At 42.0% G+C, this 23136-nt stretch carries 16 protein-coding genes and 1 pseudogene; 1 reads left to right on the forward strand and 16 read right to left on the reverse strand.

The features are described from left to right. Positions 1-10: 10 nt before the first annotated feature. The 3 genes from KFO40_RS01265 to KFO40_RS01275 form a co-directional block, all read right to left on the reverse strand. Positions 11-1990, reverse strand: coding sequence for a fumarate reductase/succinate dehydrogenase flavoprotein subunit (locus KFO40_RS01265; RefSeq protein ID WP_004311072.1), 1980 nt, complete (start codon positions 1988-1990; stop codon positions 11-13). Positions 1991-2027: 37 nt separating this feature from the next. Then, positions 2028-2732 carry a succinate dehydrogenase/fumarate reductase cytochrome b subunit gene (locus KFO40_RS01270; protein WP_004298481.1) on the reverse strand — a complete coding sequence of 235 codons (705 nt, stop codon included), beginning with the start codon at positions 2730-2732 and terminating at the stop codon, positions 2028-2030. A gap of 211 nt (positions 2733-2943) precedes the next feature. Then, positions 2944-3813, reverse strand: coding sequence for a helix-turn-helix domain-containing protein (locus KFO40_RS01275; protein WP_211145988.1), 870 nt, complete (start codon positions 3811-3813; stop codon positions 2944-2946). A 273-nt stretch (positions 3814-4086) separates the two neighbouring features. Between KFO40_RS01275 and KFO40_RS01280 the strand changes: the two genes are divergently transcribed. Continuing rightward, entirely contained in the window at positions 4087-5049 is a 963-nt protein-coding gene (locus tag KFO40_RS01280) for a glycoside hydrolase family 18 protein (protein ID WP_120144405.1), read from the forward strand. A gap of 128 nt (positions 5050-5177) precedes the next feature. Here KFO40_RS01280 and dinD read toward each other — a convergent pair. The 13 genes and pseudogenes from dinD to KFO40_RS01345 form a co-directional block, all read right to left on the reverse strand. After that, positions 5178-5966 (reverse strand): annotated as a pseudogene (gene dinD / locus KFO40_RS01285) (DNA damage-inducible protein D). A 28-nt stretch (positions 5967-5994) separates the two neighbouring features. Beyond that, positions 5995-6633 (reverse strand): HU family DNA-binding protein, encoded by a 639-nt coding sequence (locus tag KFO40_RS01290; protein ID WP_151935166.1) that lies wholly within the window; start codon positions 6631-6633, stop codon positions 5995-5997. A 689-nt stretch (positions 6634-7322) separates the two neighbouring features. Further along, positions 7323-8906, reverse strand: coding sequence for a S41 family peptidase (locus KFO40_RS01295; protein WP_211145989.1), 1584 nt, complete (start codon positions 8904-8906; stop codon positions 7323-7325). A 69-nt stretch (positions 8907-8975) separates the two neighbouring features. Then, the gene (gene coaD / locus KFO40_RS01300; RefSeq protein ID WP_087317407.1) at positions 8976-9431 is read right to left on the reverse strand and encodes a pantetheine-phosphate adenylyltransferase; all 456 of its coding nucleotides are present in this window, start codon (positions 9429-9431) and stop codon (positions 8976-8978) included. Continuing rightward, positions 9428-11305: a DNA topoisomerase IV subunit B gene (locus tag KFO40_RS01305; protein ID WP_004311085.1), complete on the reverse strand. Its 1878-nt coding sequence runs from the start codon at positions 11303-11305 to the stop codon at positions 9428-9430. The genes coaD and KFO40_RS01305 overlap by 4 nt, the downstream gene beginning before the upstream one ends. A gap of 91 nt (positions 11306-11396) precedes the next feature. Then, positions 11397-12536 carry a GNAT family N-acetyltransferase gene (locus KFO40_RS01310; RefSeq protein ID WP_087317403.1) on the reverse strand — a complete coding sequence of 380 codons (1140 nt, stop codon included), beginning with the start codon at positions 12534-12536 and terminating at the stop codon, positions 11397-11399. Positions 12537-12713: 177 nt separating this feature from the next. After that, positions 12714-14633 carry a sialate O-acetylesterase gene (locus KFO40_RS01315; RefSeq protein ID WP_211145990.1) on the reverse strand — a complete coding sequence of 640 codons (1920 nt, stop codon included), beginning with the start codon at positions 14631-14633 and terminating at the stop codon, positions 12714-12716. 18 nt (positions 14634-14651) lie between these two features. Further along, entirely contained in the window at positions 14652-15431 is a 780-nt protein-coding gene (locus tag KFO40_RS01320; protein WP_004298414.1) for a DUF5040 domain-containing protein, read from the reverse strand. Positions 15432-15433: 2 nt separating this feature from the next. Continuing rightward, the gene (locus KFO40_RS01325) at positions 15434-18166 is read right to left on the reverse strand and encodes an alpha-L-rhamnosidase (RefSeq protein ID WP_211145991.1); all 2733 of its coding nucleotides are present in this window, start codon (positions 18164-18166) and stop codon (positions 15434-15436) included. Next, a complete protein-coding gene (locus tag KFO40_RS01330) occupies positions 18126-19520 on the reverse strand; it encodes an MFS transporter (RefSeq protein ID WP_004298410.1) in 1395 nt (464 codons plus the stop codon). The genes KFO40_RS01325 and KFO40_RS01330 overlap by 41 nt, the downstream gene beginning before the upstream one ends. 10 nt (positions 19521-19530) lie before the next feature. Further along, positions 19531-20700: a glycosidase gene (locus KFO40_RS01335; protein ID WP_004298408.1), complete on the reverse strand. Its 1170-nt coding sequence runs from the start codon at positions 20698-20700 to the stop codon at positions 19531-19533. Between the two features lie 26 nt (positions 20701-20726). Next, on the reverse strand, positions 20727-22088 hold the full coding sequence (locus KFO40_RS01340) for a DUF4038 domain-containing protein (protein ID WP_004317077.1): 1362 nt from the start codon (positions 22086-22088) through the stop codon (positions 20727-20729). Between the two features lie 4 nt (positions 22089-22092). After that, entirely contained in the window at positions 22093-23133 is a 1041-nt protein-coding gene (locus KFO40_RS01345; RefSeq protein ID WP_004322990.1) for a glycoside hydrolase family 5 protein, read from the reverse strand. Positions 23134-23136 lie beyond the last annotated feature (3 nt).

The following is a 23136-nucleotide window of genomic DNA, read 5'->3' on the forward strand; positions in this document are numbered from 1 at the left end:
ACTTCACCGATTAGCTCTTGTAGTTACGAGTCTGAACCTTGATAGCTTCGTATACCAGCGGTTCTTTGTGTAATACCGGAGCCTTTTCATCGTCACCTTGATATTCCCAGCATGCTACATAGAAGAAGTTTTCGTCATCACGTTTTGCTTCTCCTTCTTCAGTCTGGTATTCTTCACGGAAGTGACCACCACAACTTTCGTTACGGTTCAATGCATCGTAAGCAACAAGCTCACCCATAGTGATGAAGTCGTACAGACGGATTGCTTTGTCAAGCTCTACGTTCATACCTTCTTTAGAACCGGGGATAAACAGATTCGTTTCGAATTCCTTGCGGATTTCTTTCAGTTCGGCAATACCTTTCTTCAAGCCTTCTGCCGTACGTCCCATACCTACATATTCCCACATAACATGACCCAGTTTCTTGTGGATAGAATCAACAGATTCTTTACCCTGGATGCTCATGAACTTGTCGATCTTAGCTTGAACTGCCTTTTCTGCTTCAGCAAATTCAGGAAGATCAGTAGAGAAACGAGGAACAGTGATTTGATCTGCCAGATAATTCTGGATGGTATAAGGCAATACGAAGTAACCGTCAGCCAAACCTTGCATCAATGCAGAAGCACCGAGGCGGTTTGCACCGTGGTCGGAGAAGTTACATTCACCGATAGCGAACAGACCCTTGATAGTGGTTTGCAGTTCGTAGTCTACCCAGATACCACCCATTGTATAGTGGATAGCCGGATAAATCATCATCGGATTATAATATTTTACGCCATTAATTTCTTTTGCCAGTTCGCCCGGATTAACGTCAGTGATTTCTTCGTACATATCGAAGAGGTTACCATAACGTTGAAGAACAACGTCGATACCCAAACGGTTGATAGCTTCAGAGAAGTCGAGGAATACGGCCAAACCTGTGTTGTTTACACCGAAACCAGCGTCGCAACGTTCTTTAGCGGCACGGCTGGCAACGTCACGCGGAACCAAGTTACCGAATGCCGGATAGCGGCGTTCCAAGTAATAGTCGCGGTCTTCTTCCGGAATATCACTTCCTTTGATTTCGCCTTTCTGGAGTTTTACTGCATCTTCTTTCTTTTTCGGAACCCAGATACGACCGTCGTTACGGAGAGATTCAGACATCAAAGTCAGCTTAGACTGCTTGTCACCATGTACCGGAATACAAGTCGGGTGAATCTGAACGTATGCAGGATTTGCGAATACAGCACCCTTGCGGTAGCAAGAGATAGCAGCTGTACAGTTACAACCCATAGCGTTAGTAGACAGGAAGTAAGCGTTACCATAACCACCGGTAGCGATTACTACAGCGTGAGCAGCGAAACGTTCCAATTCGCCTGTTACAAGATTTTTTGCGATGATACCGCGGGCACGTCCATCAACGATGACAACATCCTGCATTTCATAGCGGGTATACAGTTTAACAGTACCTACGTTTACCTGACGGCTCAATGCAGAGTAAGCACCCAGTAGCAACTGCTGACCAGTCTGGCCTTTAGCGTAGAAAGTACGAGATACCTGTGCGCCACCGAAAGAACGGTTGTCCAGCGTACCGCCATATTCGCGAGCGAAAGGAACACCTTGCGCTACACATTGGTCGATGATAGCGTTAGACACTTCAGCCAAACGATATACGTTAGCTTCACGGGCACGATAGTCACCACCTTTTACAGTATCGTAGAACAGACGGTAAACCGAGTCACCATCATTTTGATAATTCTTTGCAGCATTGATACCACCCTGTGCAGCGATAGAGTGTGCACGACGGGGAGAATCCTGAATACAGAAATTGAATACTCTGAAACCCATTTCACCAAGTGAAGCAGCGGCAGAAGCACCTGCCAGACCCGTACCCACAACGATGATGTCCAAACGACGTTTATTAGCGGGGTTCACCAATTTCTGGTGAGCTTTATAGTTGGTCCATTTCTCAGCCACCGGGCCTTCTGGAATTTTTGAATCTATCTTGATCATAATATTATTTACAATTTAATCATTTACAATTTACTATTTAGCAAGCACCGCCACAAATCAGTGTTTTCACGAAGAATACCACTACTACCAGTGCGAAACCGAGTACAACAATCGTAGAATAGATGTTAGAAATACATTTCCAACGATTGATCCATACTTTGTTGTTCCATCCCAGTGATTGCATAGAGCTCCAGAAACCGTGAGTCAGGTGGAACCACAAAGCAAACAGCCAAACGAGGTAAAGAACTACGTAAACCGGGCTAGAGAAAGTCTGCTGGATGTGATAAGCACCGTTAGCGGCATAAGCCAGCGTCAGTGTATCAGCGTGCATGCCCATGTTGTGCATCAGTTCCGGCAACTGCATTTTTGCCCAGAAGTTGAAGAGGTGCAAACCAAGACCTACGATAACGATCAGACCCAGCACCAACATGTTTTGAGATGCCCATTCTACAGTTTTTGGTTTGTCAACCACTGCATAGCGTTCGCTACCACGCGCTTTGCGATTCTGCATTGTCAGCCAGAATGCGTAGATGATGTGAATCACAAAAAGAGCGGCTAGTCCTGCGGTAGCCACTAACGCATACCAGTTTGCTCCCAGGAACTCACAAATCATGTTGTAACCATCAGCCGAGATGATTGCAACCAAGTTCATCGCCATGTGAAATGTTAGAAACAGGACAAGGGCGATACCGGTAACGCTCATCACCACTTTCCTTCCTACAGATGAATTACTTAACCACATAAATGATTGAATTTAAATTATTTAATTGTTAGAACTAAAATTTCGACGTTTTACACCTCTTACAGACTGCAAAAATAGGGGAAATAGATTGATTGAGCAAGGAATTAAAGAAATAATTCTTTAATAATGAATCAATGCGCTAATGTATCAATATGCCAGCCAGTATGCGCGCATGGTGCAACTGATTGGCACATTAGTAGGATGAGGCTGTTTATTGTACTTTCCCGATTTTCTCACCGCCGGCTGCTTTCTTGCGTAAAGCGCGTGGGGTATCTCCGAAAGAGTCTTTACAAAAGTGGGCGAAATGCGACAGGGAGTCGAATCCGTATCTGTTACAGATTTCAGTGATTCGCATTTTGGTGTGCTGTAGGTCTTCCAGGATTCCTTCCCGTTTCTTTTCCAGTATCCATTCGTATACGGGCACACCATAGAGGTTTTTGAATAGTCGGCGGAAAGTAGTGGTCGTATATCCTCCCAGATGCGCAAATTCTTCCACGTTCTTCACCTTGCTGTAATTCTGCATGACGAAATAGTGGAAACTTTCCGTATAAGTGCTGATCGGATAGAAGAATGAACTCAGTTGGGGCAGCGGATAAAAGTTGGTAATCAAGAAAACCAGTTCTTTGCATTTTAAGTCGATATACTTGCTGCAAGGGTTTTCCTCAGCGAGGAATTCGGGCATACTGGTGACAAGGTGGTAAAGCCTTTCGCTCATAATCAGTGGAGTGTAGGTCAAAGGAGCTTCCGTCTGTTCCATCATTTCCTTATATCGGTCTTCGCAGAGCAAAGGCAGTTCGTTGAACCAGTAGACAACGTATTCAACATCTGTCAGTGCCAGTATTTCGACCTTGGAGCCAATAGCTTGCAAAACAATTTGTCTCTCGCGTAACGTTATTCCGGGATGCTCTTCGCTATTGATAAGTAATTCGCCCTTTATCATAAAAAGCATACAATTCTGCGTACACTTATCCTTGGGGATATGCTCTCCTTTAGGTAAGTTTCTATATACAAGGATATTCTCAACATTTTTTGGACATCCCGTACAGTTGGTATATTGTATGCAAAATGAATCTCCTGGCATGAGTTTTATGCGTGATTTATTATCTTAACGGAACAAAGATAGGCTTTTTTTGCGGAAAATGGAACTCTTTCTTTTATTTATGTTTTAGTAGAAACCTGCAAATATTATTCTTATCCCTTTGGATGATGTTAAAGAATTCAATATTTATCTGTTGTAAATTTCTGAATAGAAAACTTTATGTTGATTTTTGGAAGTATTATAGTTGTTTTTGAACATCTGTTTCCCTTTGATATGCGTATTTTTGCAATCTAAACGTTTTAATTATCAATCATTATGCTAATGCTAAGAAAAATTGTATTCTTCCTTTTTGTGTTTGTTGGATTATCATTGTTTGCACAACAAGACTATATGGTCAGTTCTTATGTGCGGGGTAATTTTTACAACCGTGGTCGTATCTCTACAGAAAGCTTGCGGGCAAGTGACGACCTTATTTTCTTGAATGTTCATCCTAATAAAGACGGATCATTGTCATTTGAGAATCCACGTGTATTTCAGGGAAAAGGGGTGACCACTTGGGAAGGTTTGATTAAATCGGTTCGTGCAAAAGTAAAAGGTACAAAAGTGAAAATACGTTTGGGTGCTTCCAGTGGCGAATGGAAAGCGATGGTGGCCGATGAGGCCGCTCGTACGACGTTTGCAAAGAACATAAAGACTGTACTGGAAAAGAATAAACTGGATGGCATTGATCTTGATTTTGAGTGGGCGGAAAATGAGAAAGAATATAAAGATTATAGTTTGGCTATCCTGAAGATGCGTGAAGTGTTGGGAGACAAGTATCTTTTCAGTGTATCTCTGCATCCTGTTTGTTATAAGATTAGTAAGGAAGCTATTGAAGCAGTTGATTTTATTTCACTTCAGTGCTATGGTCCTTCACCGGTTCGCTTTCCGATAGAGAAATATTGTTCGGATATACAGATGGTATTGGAGTATGGTATTCCGAAGGAAAAACTGGTGGCAGGAGTTCCTTTTTATGGGGTGACCAAAGATAATTCAAAGAAGACAGAGGCTTATTTCAATTTTGTACAGAATGGATTGGTTACGAGTCCTGCACAGAATGAAGTGATCTATCAGGGAGATACTTATGTGTTTGACGGTCAGGATAACATTCGTATCAAAACCCGTTATGCAAAGGAACAGAAGCTGAAAGGTATGATGAGTTGGGATTTAGCTACGGATTTGCCGTTAAGTGACAGCAGGTCATTACTAAAAACAATGACTGAAGAATTGAGGGAATGACTTAGTTTGCACGACTGCTGCTTGTAAATCCTTTTTATAGATGCTGCCTAACAGGCTCTGTTTTAATAGGTTCCTCCCCTCCTTTATTATAAATCAGATTTATAAAGAATGTGTTAAAACGTTTTTCTTTAGAGAAATACCCCTGCCGCAATATCTTCATTTGCAGGAATTTGTTCAGGAAATATGCCTCTACCAACAAGCATATCTCTGACTGCGACATTATTGTCAACATGTTCATTTTCAATGGCAGTTTGTCCGTATAGGTCTTTTTGCTGAACATTCACAGAGGTCATTTCTGCGGCAAAGTCTTTGGCTTTTATGCTGATGGTCGGAAGAAAATCAGCCAATGGTCGACTATCAGGTACGTCAAGTTTACGTTTTAGCATTTTGGTGTCCATGTGAAACAGTGCTTTATCTCCTTTGGAACGTATAATGGCGAATCCTTGATTGTCAACTCCTCTTTCATATAAAACACCCGAGAGAAGTTTCTCTGTCTCGGCTAGTTTGGTACGTGCTTGGACACGTTCATATTCTATTAAACGTTGCTCTACTAATTCTGCACGGCGCGTTTGTATTGCAAAGTAGTTTTGAGCAAAGGCAATTTCTTGCTTTCGAGAATCTCCATTTTGTGCTACCAGATAGCAGGCATAACGGGTCAGAAAGATGTTATCTACTTCTCTTTCAGCGCCTGAACCTAATATAACCATTTTGCTGACGTCAGCAAAATGGTATGCAATATTTTCTCCGGCATTTTTACATGCATCTTTTGCTTTCTATATGATAGACAGGAAGTTACGCCATTGAGAATATCCTAACAATGGATAAAGTTCTCTCGCACTCCAACATTCCACTTTGTTGTATTCGCAAACAATGCTCTCAAACTGCTTAAATAGCTCTTTTATTTCTTCTGATTTCATTTTATTTCTGTATTATGTTGGTTCCATTTTATTCATCTGTCTTTATCTCCGCCTTGCCATAATATCCCGGCATCGGTATGTAAATCGGATTATAATAAGTATTGATATTCTTCAACTTCTTCTCCTCCTCTTTCAGCCGTTTGATTTGCCGTGCGGCAGTGGTAGGGGCAAAGCCGCACAATCCTTGAAAGTCGCGACGAGTTAATACAGGGTTGCTCTTGAAGTAGTTTGTCAGCAATTTGTCTATCTCGTCATTTGAAAGGACAGCCGAATGGGGTTTCAGTTTACTTCGCTCCACATGAACAACACTGACTGACCTTTTCAGTTTGACGTCCGCTTTAAAGCTGATATTGGCTTTGAGTTTTATCTGATTCGCTTTTAGTTTGGGCGAAGTGATAGGTTCTTGACTATTCAGCTTTATCTGGAAATAACCGATGCCATCCAGATGGACGCTTTGTCCTTCCCGAAGACGATCCCCCATAAAATGACTTAGGGATTCGAGAACTGACTTTACATCCCCTTCAGTTAGAGAAGTTGCTATCTGGATTTCTTTTGCCAAATAGTCTGTGTCAATGTGTTGGAAGTTGACTACACGTGCGTGATACACTTCTTTGTCTTCCTCATCCTTGGGACGGGGAGTCTTGTACAATTCAAATTGTATTGCCATTATTTATTTGTTTTCGCCTTATACATTGCTACGCCTTTTTAATTTACCGTTGCAAGCCTATAAGGGCATTGTTTTTTGTTGTTGCGAAGCTAATCGATCATCTTCGGACTTAGGGGGAGGGTGTTATATAGCTGTTGTTTGTTTGCTATCAAGCGGCTTTTATAAGTTATCCTGCCTTTATTCTTGGACTAAGGCATAAGGATAGTTGTCTTCCGGTGCCTTTATCATTAGTTTCCCACGGCCGTGGAGAGATCTCTTCATGGCTGTGGTAGTATCTTTCCACGGCCGTGGTAGGAATTCGCCACGGCCATGAAGAATGAACTATATCGGTAACAAAGATAAACTATATCAGGGAGAAAAGCAAACTATCTCTGCTTGTTTAAGGTATTTATACGCCTTGTTCTATCTGATAGATATAGGGCAGGGGAGAATTAAACTATTCAACAAAAACAAGCTATCTTATGCATATAGGGTCTTTATTCGGCTATTTTGTAGATGATAGATAACCTGTTTTTGCTGGTAAAAGTATGATAGATACCTTTTTTAAAAGCTATCTATCATACTTATTTCTTTGATAATGAGAAGAGTATCAAAATGAATGATACTTATGATAGATATTTTTTCACTATGGTAAGTATATATGTCCACCGAACTGAAAAATGATGTCTTATGATTGTTTACTGAATACCCTATTTCAGCTTCTTCTGATACTCATCCGAATTCAGTATCTCCAGCGCCTTTTGTATACTCTCATTGGTGGTATTCATTACCCGGAAATATTCGTTCATATCCCAAAGGTCACGGGCTATCAGTGCTTTAAGCTGCGTCTTGATAAGAGGAAGCGACTTCTGATATTGTTCTTCATTGAATTTCACTCCTTCTTTCTCTCCTATTTCCTTTAAAATGGCGAGCATATCATCATCAACTACGAACTTCTCATCAAACGATTCGAATTTCTTGTATTTGTTTTTCAACTCTTTCCGGTGCCCTTCGATAAACTGCATGGTGAATTTAATCACGGCTCCTTTAGCTACCAGATTACGGTGATAATCCGTATAAAGAGTAGTGTCGATAGGTACGAAATAATCCGGCATGATACCCCCTCCGCCATAAACGGTACGTCCTAGTTTCTTGGTTTGTACTTTCAGCGAATCCGGGAAGTGAATACTGTCAGCATTCATCAGTTCACCGTGGTTGAAACGTTCTATCAGGTCCTTGTTGTAATCGACAGTACTGTCGTATGGTTTCTGGATGGAACGTCCCGATGGAGTATAATAGCGCGCAATAGTCAAACGAATCATGGAACCATCCGGCAGGTCGATAGGACGTTGCACCAATCCTTTGCCGAAAGAACGGCGTCCTACGATAATTCCTCTGTCCCAATCCTGCACTGCACCGCTGACAATTTCGCTGGCGGAAGCCGTATATTCATCTACCAGGATGATAAGACGTCCATTACGGAAATCTCCGTTTCCTTTGGCGTAGAAATCACTGCGTTTGGCAGTCCGTCCTTCCGTGTAGACAATCAGTTCCTTTTGTCCCAGGAATTCGTTGGCAAGGTCGATAGCTGCATTCAGGTAACCTCCTCCGTTTCCTTGCAAGTCGAGAATCAGGTCCTTCATACCTTGTTTCTGAAGGCTTGTCATTGCTTTCTTGAATTCTTCGGCAGTAGTTGCTCCGAAGCGGTTGATGCGGATATAACCTGTTTTAGGCTGAATCATGTAAGAAGCATCGAGGCTAAGGATAGGTATTTTATCTCTTTTCACTGTGAACAATAAAGGATCTTGCACGCCACGACGAACGATAGTCAGGTTGACTTTAGAGCCTTTCGGACCACGAAGACGCTTCATAATATCTTCCGTACTCATTTTCACTCCGGCAATGGCGCTGTCATTGACCGCAACAATACGGTCACCGGCAAGGATGCCGACTTTTTCGGAAGGTCCGTTACTGACGGGTTGCACTACTAACAGGGTATCTTCAATCATCTGAAACTGAACTCCAATACCTTCGAAGTTACCTTGAAGAGGTTCGTTCATTTTCTTCACTTCTTCTGCGTCCGAGTAGGTAGAGTGCGGGTCGAGTTGTGCCAGCATCTTGATGATGGCTTCTTCCACCAACTTGTCTTCATCTACTTTGTCTACATAGAAATGGGAGATTGCGAACTCTGCCATCTGTAGCTTGCGCATGGCTTCAGAACCGAAATTTTGGGCTTGTAAGGCTGGTACTGCCCACAGGCAAGCCAAAAGGACGTATATTTTAATCTTATTCATAATCTTACTTTATATTAATAGCCGAGTATTAACAACCGGGCACAGATACGCCTGCATCCTTCTCAACTCTCAACTTATCCTCATTCCTTTGGGAATAAACTGGCTGATATCTTTATTATAAGTCAATAATTCGCGTACAATCGTCGAGCTGACGCAAGTCAGTTCCGGTTCTGTGAAGAGCAGGATGGTTTCAATGCCTGCCAGTTTGCGGTTGATGTCTGCAATCGTTTCTTCATACTCGAAATCTTTCACTGTACGGATACCGCGGACAATAAACCTGGCCTCTACTTCCTGCGCAAAATCAATGGTCAGACAGTCGTAGGACATCACTTTTATACGAGGCTCATCCTTGTAAAGTTCCCGAATCATTTCCTCTCTTTTCTCAATGGGAAAGTATGTATTCTTGTTCTCATTGATACCGATTCCTATCACGATTTCGTCCATAAAGGTGAGTGCACGTTCCACTACCGAATAATGTCCGATGGTGAAGGGGTCAAAAGTACCCGGGAATATTGCTTTTCTCATGATGCCAAATCTTCTTCTATAACCAGATTATCTATAATAAAGTTCTGTCGTTCCATGGTATTTTTACCCATGTAGAATTCAAGTAGTTCTTTCACTGCATCCGTCTTTCGCAAAGAAACTTGCTCCAGACGCATGTCTTTACCGATGAAATGCTTGAACTCGTCCGGTGAAATCTCTCCTAAACCTTTAAATCGCGTGATCTCCGGATTCGGGCTTAGTTCGTTAATTGCATTGACACGCTCTTCTTCACTATAACAATAGATTGTTTTTTTCTTATTGCGTACACGGAACAAAGGCGTTTGCAGAATATATACGTGGCCTTTTTTTATAAGGTCAGGGAAGAATTGCAGGAAGAAAGTAATTAATAGCAGGCGGATATGCATACCGTCCACATCGGCATCGGTTGCTACGATGACTTTGTTGTAGCGTAGTCCGTCCAAGCCATCTTCTATATTCAGGGCTGCCTGAAGCAGATTAAATTCTTCGTTCTCGTAGACCACTTTCTTAGTTAACCCGAAAGAATTCAGCGGTTTACCACGTAGACTGAACACTGCTTGCGTGTTCACATCACGGCTTTTGGTGATGGAACCACTTGCAGAGTCCCCCTCGGTGATAAAGATGCAGGAGTCTTCTTCCAGTCCTTTTCCTTTCGGGTCGTTGAGGTGAATACGGCAGTCACGTAATTTGCGGTTGTGCAGGTTCGCTTTCTTTGCACGCTCACGGGCAAGTTTGGTTACACCTGCAATGGCTTTACGCTCTTTCTCGGATTCTTGTATCTTTTGCTGTATCGCTTCGGCTACATCCGCATTCTTGTGCAAGAAGTTGTCCACTTCCAGTTTGATAAAGTCGCCTACATATTTATTGACTGTCACTCCGCCGGGAACCATATTGGTAGAACCCAGCTTCGTTTTCGTCTGACTCTCAAAGATAGGCTCTTCCACATTGACGGCAATGGCAGCAACCAGTCCGTTACGAATGTCGGTATAGTCCATGTTCTTGTTAAAGAACTCTTTGATGGTGCGGGCGATGTGTTCCTTGAAAGCACTCTGATGCGTACCTCCTTGGGTGGTATGCTGACCGTTGACGAAGGAGTAATATTCTTCTCCGTATTGTCCGGTATGCGTGAAGGCGATTTCGATGTCTTCCCCTTTCAGGTGGATGATCGGGTAAAGTCCGGTTGCCGTCATATTGTCGTTCAAAAGGTCTACCAGACCATTGCGCGACAGGATACGGTGTCCGTTATAGATAATGGCAAGCCCGGTATTGAGGTACGTGTAGTTACGTAGCATTGTCTCAATAAATTCAGGCTTGAAACTGTAATTCAGGAATAATGTATTATCCGGTTCGAAGAAGATGTAAGTTCCGTTTTCTTCTTCGGTATTCTGCGTCTCATCGGTCAGCAGGTTTCCTTTTGAGAAAGTGGCGATACGTACTTTGCCGTCGCGGTAACTGCGTACCTCGAAACGGGAGCTCAAGGCATTGACGGCTTTCACACCGACACCGTTTAGTCCGACACTTTTTTTAAATGCCTTGCTGTCGTACTTACCACCGGTGTTCAGCATGCTGACGGCTTCGATGAGTTTTCCCTGCGGGATGCCTCGTCCGTAGTCGCGTACGCTGACACGGAGGTTTTCTTCAACGGTAATCTCGATTTTCTTACCGGCTTGCATTTTGAACTCGTCAATACTGTTGTCAATTACTTCTTTCAGGAGGACATAGATTCCGTCTTCGGCATGTGCACCGTCGCCCAGCCTTCCGATATACATACCGGGGCGTGTGCGTACATGTTCCATGTCACTTAGGTGACGGATGTTGTCGTCAGTGTACTCTACTGCATTGTTGTTGTCTACAGGTATCAATTCGTTCTCTTCCATAGCTGTTATAAATGAAGAATGAAGAATAAAGAATGAAGAATTGCCATGCGGCATTAAGTAGTAGCGCAGCCAAATTCTTCATTCTTCATTCTTAATTATTAATTTCTTTAATGAACGCACGGCGGCGCTTATGTTGTTGAGTCTCAAAGTAATCCCATTGTGCCTGAACTTTTCCGTTCAGTTCCAGTTCGGGGTTGCTTTCCGCAAAGATAAAACCTAATTTTTGATAAACTGGAATTAAATCGGAAAATAACAAAGCGTTAACACCTTTGTTTTGATATTCCGGTTTCACTGCAACGAGTAGCAGATCAAGCATTTTGGCACGGCGTTTCATAAATAGTGCCTTTAACAGATAGAACCATCCGAGTGGCAACAGACGCCCGTGTGATTTCTGTAAAGCTTCGGCGAGAGATGGCATGGAGATACCTACACAGACCAGTTCGTCATTGGCATCAGTAATCAGTGTAACCATCCGTAAGTCAAGGATCGGCAGATACATTTTCACGTATTGGTCGATTTGCCGCTGTGTCAACGGAGAATAGCCATAAAGAGGACTGTATGCTTCATTCATCAACTCGAAAATCTTCTGTCCGTAGTCTTTGGCTATTTTTCTTCCGGAAGTATATTTCTTTATCTTGAGGTTATATTTTCGTTGGATCAGTTCGGAGATACGTTTATGCTTGTCGGGAATGGCATCCGGTATGTAGATTTTGTATTCCACCCAGTCGGCGTCTTTCTCGAAGCCTAACTTTTCCATGTGTACAGGATAGTATGGGTAGTTGTAGATAGTAGCCATGGTACTAAGCTGGTCGAATCCTTCAACTAACATACCTTCCGCATCGAAATCAGTAAATCCGAGAGGACCGGCAATGTGAGTCATGCCTCGTTCTTTTCCCCATTCTTCCACCGTTTTGATGAGTGCGGATGATACTTCGGGATCGTCGATGAAGTCTATCCATCCGAAACGAACGTTTTTACATTCCCACTTCTCGTTCGCCTGATTGTTGATGATTGCAGCTACACGTCCTACTATTTTATCGTCCCGGTATGCGAGGAAATAATCTGCTTCACAGAATTCGAATGCTGCGTTTTTCTTCTTGTTGAAGGTGTTGAGCATGTCGTCATAGAGGTCAGGCACAGAGTAAGGGTTACCCTTGTACATTCTGTAATTGAAACGGATAAATTTCTTAAGTTCTCTCTTTGTGGAGACTTTCTTGATTGTAATAGCCATATCTCGTATTTATGATTTGAGCAGGCAAAGATACGTGATAATCTTTAAATTACAACGCGACGGAAAGAGAAAATATAGTCTCTGGACGATTAGGGAGTGGACTGTAAATATGAAAAATACCGGAAATGATGATCATACATTCATTGCCGGTATTCTTTTTCTGTTTTTGTAGGCCGTTTATTGGCTGATGTGTCCTTCGAAAGGCGAGGCAGGTAAACCGGCTGCGTTGTATAAGTTAGCATCATCGGGATTATCTCCCCAAGCATATCGTACAGAGACCGGTTGCTGTATTTCCTTATTCCATACTATTACTTTATTGTTTTCGATTTTAGCCTGTGCCCATTGGTATTTTCCATCTGCGCCGGCAATGGCGAATCCTGATAAATAGCCATATTTATTACGAGCTACTAGTTGCTCGTCACAAGCGTTAAAGGTGACCTCCAGTGCATCTCCGATTCTTTTTACCGACTGGAATATCGGGCCGGTGCAAACAATAGAGTTATATCCGTAATCATTGTGGAGAGCATGCAAAGCAAGTCGTTTACCTACATCTTGTTTGTTGCGGGGATGTATGTCATTTTCTTCACCGATGTCTATAATGACGGCCTGTCCTGTATGTGGTAAGGCCAGTGTCTTCGACTGTGTATCCCGCAGGTTTGCCCAATGACTTTCAGAGGGCTGCTTGGCCGGAGACATGAAGTTTGCTAATTGAACCCAATAAAATGGAAATTCGTTATTCCATCTACTTCTCCAGTCTGTAATTAAAGCCGGAAATAAATCAATGTATTCGTTGGCGCGGGCGGCATTGTTTTCTCCCTGATACCAGATTACCCCTTTCATCCCCAAACCTACCAGTGGATGAATCATTGCGTTGAACAGCAAAGAAGGAAAAGCGTTAGGACCATATTCTACATAATCATATTGTGCACTCGATACTGCAACTTTATACTTCCAATTATCACACAAAGGGAAAATTCGGTTGTTGACTTTCAGGTATACTTCATCTTTAGGACCATATAGACCGCCTCCTCCACGATAGTCGGATATTTTAATAGTGATGGTATTCTGTTCCTTTAATACTTCTGCCGGGATCTTGTATAAACGTTTCAGGTCATATCCTACCGTTCGTCCTACTTCATGTCCGTTAACCCAGGTAATGTCATCGTCATCGATAGTACCGAGACTCAATTCTGCATCCTGTCCTAAACAGTTGGCCGGTATGGAAAACTGATAAGTAAACCATACAACTCCATCTATACCGGATAACTCTTCATTTGACCATAATGACGGAACAATATGTTCCTTCCAGTTTTCTGTAGGGGTGTTTTCTAAATACCATTTCTCTTTTTCTCCCGGTTCGTTTATGATGGCTTGTTCGAATTCTTTTTTGACTTTGTCACTGTGCTTGATGTATTCTTCGAATTCAGAAGAGCGCATACGGGCTAATGATTTTTCATATTTCGGGAAATGCTCTATCACTTCCATGCTCATCCAGGTTTCGATGTCCGTACCACCCCATGAGGAGTTGATGAATCCGATAGGAATATTGAGTTTTTGGTATAATTCACGCGCAAAGAAATAGCCGACAGCTGAAAAATCAGAAGCGGAGGCGGGTGAACATACTTCCCATTTACCTTTTAAGTCGGTTTTAGGAGTGTGCCCCATTTCTTGAATTACGTTGAATGAACGGATTTGAGGGTAATTGGCAGCTGCGACTTCTTCGGTAGCATGATTAGCGCTACGCAGACGAAACTCCATATTTGACTGTCCGCTACAAATCCATACTTCACCGATTAAAATATCTGTAAATGATAAAGTCTGCTTGAGGCTTTTTACATTTAGAGTATACGGTCCACCGGCTTGCATAGGAGGTAGGCTGACTGACCATTTCCCATTTTTATCGGTTCGGGTACTCTTTTGAGCATTTCCTAATGTTACGCTAATTCGCTCACCGGCACTGGCAGTTCCCCATATATTGATTGGCTTCTCACGTTGCAGCACCATGTGGTCTGAAAAGAAAGAAGGTACGGAAAGCTGTGCCATTATTTGTGATAGGACAAATAACAAGCAAACTGTTAATGATAGAAGTTTTTTCATCCGATGAGTATTTGGTGATTATTCATTAATATATTCTTTGGGAAGCAATATCTTACGAAGCGTATCGGCAAAGATTGCAGCCATGCGCTGTTGAATAAATGAATGTTCTCCATGTGGCGGATGCCATCCAAATATTTCTCCATGAGTCTCTTGTGAATCCCCAGTGTAAATTAGGCTATATTGTTTTCCTGTAACCGGATGTTTCTGGTTTTTGGAGAATCCGATGTATCTGTCGAATTCTACTACCGGGAATCCCCATTTTTCTGCCAGTTTTCGGACCGAAGTGTTGAATATCGGACGACTGTCATGCCAATGAGTACATAAGACAATAGAAGCAGGTTTCCCATAAGGAGTGTTGTAATATCTGGATTTTGGATTGAATTTCTGGTTATAACAGTCTGATATGTAGCGCTTGATGACATAATCATAGCAAACGGCATAGTCGGAAGCATCAAAAGGAGTTTTATAATCCTTGTAGTTCTCTTTTAAGTTTGCTTCGTTATATACGTCTTTTTCATGTACTTGCATCAAGACAAATACATCAATGTTATCGAACTCTTCCGGGGTATAGAGAGTACCGTCCAGCATTTTATTTGCAGTGTGAGCAATAGATTCTGCACTTACAGCCCGATTGATGGGGATGGCGTGAAGGGCACGACATCCCATTTCAAACCACTTATTGTTAGGTTCGGCAAAAGATGCTCCGGATAATAAAATGGTATAAGTGTCTTTATTTTGGGCTATTCCTGCTAAAGCGAGCAGGCAAATGAATGTGAATAAGGTGATTCTTTTGTACATAGTTATCGTTGATTGATTAATTGGTGAATAAAATCAAGTTCAAGTGAATGTTTTCCGGCTTGTAAAGTTATAGATTTTTGGGGTTCTGGCATTGTAAAAGGAACAAATGTTGCAGAAGTGCCTGCCGGAATATCGATTGTATAACGGATGCAGTCATTAGTTTGACGAACCCAGTTGATATTTAACCAGCCATAGGGAGTATTATAGCGTATGGTAAGTTCATTCATGTCTGCCGGAAAGAAAGGTTTTAGCAAAATATGCTTGAATCCGGGATGTTTTTCATCCATCTGAATTCCTCCCAGTCCTTTGTATAGCCATGCTCCTATTTCTCCGAACATAATATGGTTATATGAGTTGTCGATAACGACATCTGTCCGCCAATTTTCATGTAGAGTTGTAGCACCTTGTTTGATCCAGTACCCCCAGGAAGGATAGGTGTCTTGTGATGCGACTTTGTAAGCTGTTTCCGCATATCCGTTATCTGACAGGGCGGAAAGTAGGGCCTTGCTTCCTAATAAACCGACGTCCAGATGATAATCGTCTTTTTCTACCAATTCATGTAGTCTGGCAGCAACTTTCTTTTTATCTTCTTCCGGAACGATTCCCCAGTATAATGGCATGGCAAGTTCTGTCTGTGTTCCCTCTGCATATATTCCTGTTTCCTTATTGAGAAAACTGGTGTTGATAGCCTCTTTTATTTTTTGTGCCAGCGTGTTATAATAGGAGGCATCTTCGGCATATCCGAAAAGTCTGGCTGCTTTGGCTAGAATACAGACGTCCGTATAATAATAGATAGAGGAAGTCAAGGTTATATTGCTTTTTGAGCGTACAGGTACCCAGTCGCCCAGTCCCCAGTCTGTAAGATGATTGGTTGATATGGATTCTATATAGGAGACATATTTTTTGATTGGTCCGTACATGCGGCGGAGTAATGTGGTATCTCCGTAAAATCGATAAATTTCCCAGGGGATAATGGCGACAGCACTCGTCCAGTCGACCCCGTTGGCCCAATCATAGCCCCATACAGAAGTTGGGATGATACATGGGAGGACTCCGTTGTCTTTTTGTTCATCACAAAAGTCGTTCATCCATTTCTCATATATAGAGATACCATCGAAATTGTATAATCCTGTTTCTATGGCAATATGTGCATCTCCTGTCCAGCCATTCTTTTCCCGTTGAGGGCAGTCAGTCGGGTAACCGAACAAGTTGGCTAAATAGGAACTGTTAGTGGCTTTCCATATTTTGTTTAGCAGATCGGATGACGAAGACCAGTAGCCGATGATCGGAACATCACTGTGCATTTCTACTGCAATAAGATTTTCGTCGGATAATTGAATGGGGGCAGATGATGAGACTTCTACAAACTGAAAACCTTTGTAGTTGAATTTGGGCATGAATCTATCTTGCTTTCCGCTAAGTATGACGATGTCTGTTTGAAAAGGATCGCTGTCGTCTGTCGGCCGGTAGTGATAATCTATATTTGCCATGTTTACCATACCGTTTTTGTCTAAAAGTTCCCCATGTTTCAGGCGCAGTTTTGTTCCTTTTTTTCCTTTCACTTTTAGCTCGGTGACACCTGCAATGTTTTGGGGGAAATGATAGACGTAGCAGCTGTCATTTATTTTTTTACATTGAGTTGCTGTATAGCGGGCCGTTTCACGAATCGGATGCATAACTTGTGATTTGATCGTTTCCGTAGGCGATTCGGTTTCTTGTGCATGATACCATCCGGTAGCGTTGAATCCGGGGGAGTCCCAGCCTGCTAATTCTTTCTGTGCATCATAATGCTCGGCTGTATAGATGCTGTTGAAAATAACCGGGCTGTCAGTTGTTTGCCAGGTTGAGTCAGTACCCAGATATTCTGTTGTTCCATCTGTGTAACGCAGATGGAGTTGTGCTGTGAATTTAGGGCGGTTTCTCCATGAAGCCTTGTCGAAAAACCATACTGCTGTGGATTGATGATTATACCAGCCGTTCCCCAGTTGTACTCCTATTACATTTTCACCCAGAGATAGTAATGACGTAACATCATGAGTGACTGATAGTATACGTTTGTCGAAATGTGTATACATAGGGTCCAGGAAATGATTTCCTGCCCGTTGCCCGTTGACTGAGAGCTCATGCAGGCCTGCCGATGCAATAGTGAGTAAGGCTTGCTCGATTGTTTTGTCTAATTGGAAGCTCTTTCTATAATAGGGTGCCGGACGGTATGTGATGTCATGTTTGTCAGTAATCCATTTCCCTTTCCAGTTGTCGGGTGATAAACATCCTGTCGTGAAGGAGGATATTGGAGAAAATGTAGTTTTCTGTTTGGAAGAGGTTTGATAGCCTATTTTCCAATAATACGTTGTATATGAATCTAATGGTTGTCCATCATAGGAGACTCTTATGGGAGCTCCTATGATGGATTTGTTCCAATAACCGGACTGTCTGTCTGATAATTGAGTACTGTCTGTTGATAGCCATATCTCAACTCTGTTGATACTATCTTCCTCTAGTAGCGGAAGTTTCCAGGAGAGTCTGGGAGTTTGAGTATCTACTCCTACAGGAACGGGTATATTCTCACATTTTAATTCAAATGGCGTTTTTAGCTCTTGAGGTGCACATGAGAATAGGGTTGTACCCAATAGTAAATATAAATAGGACCGAATTGGAATATGAGCCATATTGGTTAGTTGGTTAGTGATGAATTTACTTTTTTCTTCTCTCTTCGAGTTCTGTTGATATTTCATATAATCTTTTTTCATTTAACGGATAACGTGAAATGAAGAATGCTGATAGCATGGTGGCAATTGCCGGGAAGATACTCATCATCATACAAATGCCGGTTTGAGCAAAGTCGGATTGGATTACATTTGCTTTGAAACCGAAATAGGCCAGTAGCCATCCGGTCAAAGCACCTCCGATTGTCCAACCGAACTTTTGAGACATGGACGAAGAAGAGAATATCAGGCCGGTTGCCCGTCTTCCGGTTTTCCATTCGGAATAGTCTGATATATCTGCATACATAGACCATAATAAAGGAGAAATAATACCCGCACAGATACTTATTAAGACCTGTAAACAAAGAATTCCCCAGATAAAATCTTTAGGAAGGAAGTAGAATAAAACACTTAGAATGGTAGCGCCAACCATTGCTACAAAATAAGTTTTCTTTTTACCGATTCTTTTGGTGAGTGATGGCACAAACATGATTCCGAGGATATTGGCGGCTTGTCCTAATACCAAGTAGATCGTGATTAGAGTAATGGCACTATTCATGAATGAGAAAGAGAATGTATCGGAGCTGTCTACATAATATTTGAAATAGAATACAGCAGAACCGTCACGAAGAGAATTGAACACTAATGCCATGATTCCTGCGCATAAAAGAATCCACCAGGGTTTGTTTCTGCCCAGATCTTTCAGATCTTCTTTCAGTGATCCTTTTTCTTCCTTTATGGGCTGCACTCTTTCTTTTGTCCATAGAAAAGTTAATAAGAACATTCCACTAGCCATAATCGCAAATACGACTGCAGCCATCTGCCAGCCGAAAGCGATGTCAGGTATATTTTCCGTTATCTTCATTTTACTGAATATATCAACCAGTGGCTCAATGAGGAATAGTACCAGAATACTTCCTCCAAAAGCAAATGTCATGCGGTAGGAGGAGAACTCTGTGCGTACTTGTGGATTGGCAGACATTACTCCTAATAGAGATGCGTACGGAACATTGATTAATGAATATACCATCATCATAAGGGTATATGTGGCATAGGCAAATATTATTTTGGTAGTCATGTTATCTCCAAAAGATGAGAAGGTCAGTATACCACAGATGCCGAATGGTATGGCTATCCATAGTAGGTAGGGGCGGAATTTACCCCAGCGTGAGTTTGTCCGGTCGCCTAATATTCCGACAAACGGATCGAGGAAAGTGTCCCAAATGCGTGTGATAAGGAACATTGTTCCTACCACTGCCGAAGAGATACCTACCACGTCTGTGTAGAAGAATAGCAGATACATTGTGAATAACTTCCAAAACATGGAAGAAGCAGCATCTCCTAATCCATACCCGATTTTTTCTCTTAGTTTTATGTTTTCCATGGTGATGTATTTATTGTTTCAGGTATTGTTTATTGTGGTTTACCATAGTAATGATCCGCTTCACAGATTCTATAGAACGGAAACCGTCGGTTGGTGTGTGCAGACAATAATCTACAAGCTGGCTTACTGTTGATTCGGCTACATGAAGACGGGTGTCCGAAGACGCATAATAGATATAAATTTTTCCGTTATCATCTTCAATCCATCCGTTTGAGAATAATACATTCGATACATCACCGATTCTTTCTTCTCCTATAGGGGCCATGAAATAACCTGCAGGTTCAGCTATAATTTCTGTCGGATCTTCTAAAGAAGTCATGTATAAGTATAATACATAGCGTAATCCGGCTGCGCATCCTCTTACACCATGTGCTAAATGTAACCATCCTTGTGGAGTTTTAATGGGGTGTGGCCCTTCTCCATTTTTTACCTCCTTGATCGTATGATAAAACCGTTTATTGATGATTTTTTCCTCTTTTATTTCGGCATGACAGATGTCATCTATGAGTGCCCATCCGATACCTCCTCCATTGCCGGCGTCAATAAAACCATCTTGAGGGCGGGTATACAGGGCATACTTCCCATTCACAAATTCCGGATGAAGCACTACGTTACGTTGCTGGCTCGGAGATTTCAGATCCGGCAAGCGTTGCCATGTTTTTAGGTCTTTTGTTCGTGCAATACCTGCAACGGCTACTGCGGAAGATAAATCACCGGCTGGAGCGTTTGTATCTTTGCGTTCCGCACAAAAAATGCCATAAATCCATCCATCTTCATGTGCGGTCAGGCGCATATCGTACATATTGGTATCAGGAATGTCTGTCTCCGGCATTTCTATCGGATAATCCCAAAAACGAAATCCGTCTACGGGACTATTACTTTCTGCTACTGCAAAGAATGATTTTCGGTCTGCTCCTTCCACACGCGCCACAAGATAGTATTTATGATTGATCTTGATGGCTCCCGTATTCATTACAGCGTTGATACCAATTCTTTCTTCCATGAATGGGTTTTGTTTTTCATCAAAATCATACTTCCAGATGAGTGGTGCATGTTCTGCTGTTAATACAGGGTGGTAGTAACGTTTATATATACCGTTGCTATTGTTACATATCTCATTTTTTCGGTTGATAAGAGCTTCATAATTTTGTGTTAGCTCTTCTAATCTATTACTTTTCATATTCTATAGTTATTTTTCTCGGTTAATTATTCTATAATTAAAACCCAGTCATTTCCTTTTCCCTTTGTGGGAGAGGATACGGGAATGGTATCTGCTGTTGTATTTTGATGGAATGTGATTCTTCCATTGCGAGGATTCATCCACTTTAAAGACCGTTTGGATGCCTTCATTGAAGGCAAATAAATCGTTCTCTCTCCACCTTGTGGAAAATATACTAATAAGTAGTCTTTGTTGCCGAATGCTACGGGATAGTTTTTATTTTCTAAAGGTATATTGCCAAAGATGGTTTGTTGGTTTTTTCCTTGAGTAAAGTCAAATTTTTCCCATAATCTGCGAAAGTGAATTAAGTCCCATGCTCCTTGTTTATCCATTGATTGGTACCATGGAGTGTCGGCGTCACATTTAGGCTCACGTCCGGTATCAAACATCTGCCATATATCATTACAGCCGTATGTATATCCACAAGCTCCGCTGAACATACTTTGGTAAAGTGTATGGCGGATATCATCATCTCCAAATCTTCCATTTTCTTTTTTGAAATTGATCGGAATATTTTCATATCGGGGTTCTCCGTCCATGCATGGCTTGTGTGGTTCCTTTTTTAAATCGGGCAAAAGCAGACGTTGATAGATTGCGAAATCTTGTTGTGCGTGTCCGGATTGACACATATTAAAATCCAGCCACGAAGCATTGTGAAACCAGAACGAGGATGAGTGCTCTCCATGAGGATGATAGGTCATCAAATGGTTTTTGTCTACACTTTTAATACCGGTTGCTAATGCATTCCAAATGGCAAAGTTTTTTCCGTCTCCACTTCGATCACCTCCTATTATCCATATCAGATTGGGTGCGTTCATATAACGTTCTCCTAACCATTTGCCGTATCTATATGCATTTTCCGGTGTAAAAATCTCCGGTCCTTTTCCCCATTGTTTGTCTACCTTATCTCCCCAGGTTGGTAATAGAGCTATGTATAAACCTTTGGCTGCTGCCAGAGAAATAACTTTGTCTACATGAGTGAAATAGCCGGGAGCGGGCTTGTCAATATTGCCGTCAATTAACTTAGGTTCTCCGTTAGATGAAACATCCATATCATCTAATTCATCCAGGATTACCGTTTGTATGACGGTAAATCCTTTTTCTCTGCGATTCTCCAAATATAGTTCAGTCTCTTTGTCATTTAAGCGGCTGATGAGTTCCCATGCTGTATCTCCCATGTAGAGAAAAGGAGTTCCGTCACTGTATTCTAGGTAACGTCCTGAAGAATTTACTCTTAAGTTTCCTTTGGATAGATTCGTGGCGTTTCCTGTCCACCGGTCTTCTTGGGCGGAAGTTCCAGTTATACAAAACATGAATAAAATATAGCAGATGGAGAATCGTTTGAACATAATTCTATTTTTTTAAGGTACTTGTATATTTCTCAATGATAGGCATTTGCGGTCTGTCTTTTCCGTCTTTGGGGGTGATTGCCATGAAATAGGTATCCCACCACGGACCCGCAGCCCAATATGTACCATTGATTCCATTTTCTTGTAAATATCCCAAGAATAAGTCGAGGGTTTCATTCCAACGGGGATCATTGTCGGGGATTCCATATTCTCCGATAAAACCATGGAATTTATTCTGTTTAATCCATTCTACAAATGGTTTTACCCGGTCGATTCCTTTCTCCGGATAACATTCTTCCTCTTCGTATGAATATTTGTACGTACCGGATGCATCCTTGTCAAAATATACATGAGCTTCAAAAGCAAGGTTATTAGCCGGGTCTTTTAAGAATTTGAGTGTATCACTCTGCTCGATCCAACGCTCTGCTGATGACCAGTCGTTGCCGCCTACCATAATAAGCGTATTTGTGTCGACTTCTCGTATGGCATTGATGGACGCTTGTGCCATGTCGAACCACTTGGTTTCCGGGGCCAGATCATGTGGTTCGTTCATTAGCCCGTAACCATATATGTTTTTAAAAGTGGAGAATTCTTTAGCGATAGCTTGCCAGAAAGAAGCCAGGTCTTCGATTGTTAATCCGTTGTTTCCAATGAGGGTATGTTCGTTGTTCATGAAGCGGCGACAGTAATTATGTAAGTCAAGAATAACCACCATATCGCGTTTCTCTGCTGCTCTGACCAATTCTTTCATTTTATTGAGGTCATGCTGGTTTAGCGGTCCTTTTAAGTCAAGTTGTAGCCGTTCCCATTTGAATGGTAACCGGATAAGTTTCAGCCCTTTCTTTTGCCAATATTCGAGGTCTTGATCTGTCGGGTAGGTATAGTCTTTATTATACTCACCGGGGAAAGATGAACCGAAGTCCGCGCATGCCAAGTTTACTCCGTAAGGTTCACCTGTCTCTTTTACCGGAGGTTGATTACTTTTACATCCATTTAGAGTAAGAAGGCTAAGTAGTAGAAAAGCCGAAATAAAAACTTTTTTCATAAT

The organism is Bacteroides sp. 1001302B_160321_D4 (assembly GCF_015667765.1).
In the GTDB taxonomy this organism is placed as follows: Bacteria; Bacteroidota; Bacteroidia; order Bacteroidales; family Bacteroidaceae; genus Bacteroides; species Bacteroides xylanisolvens.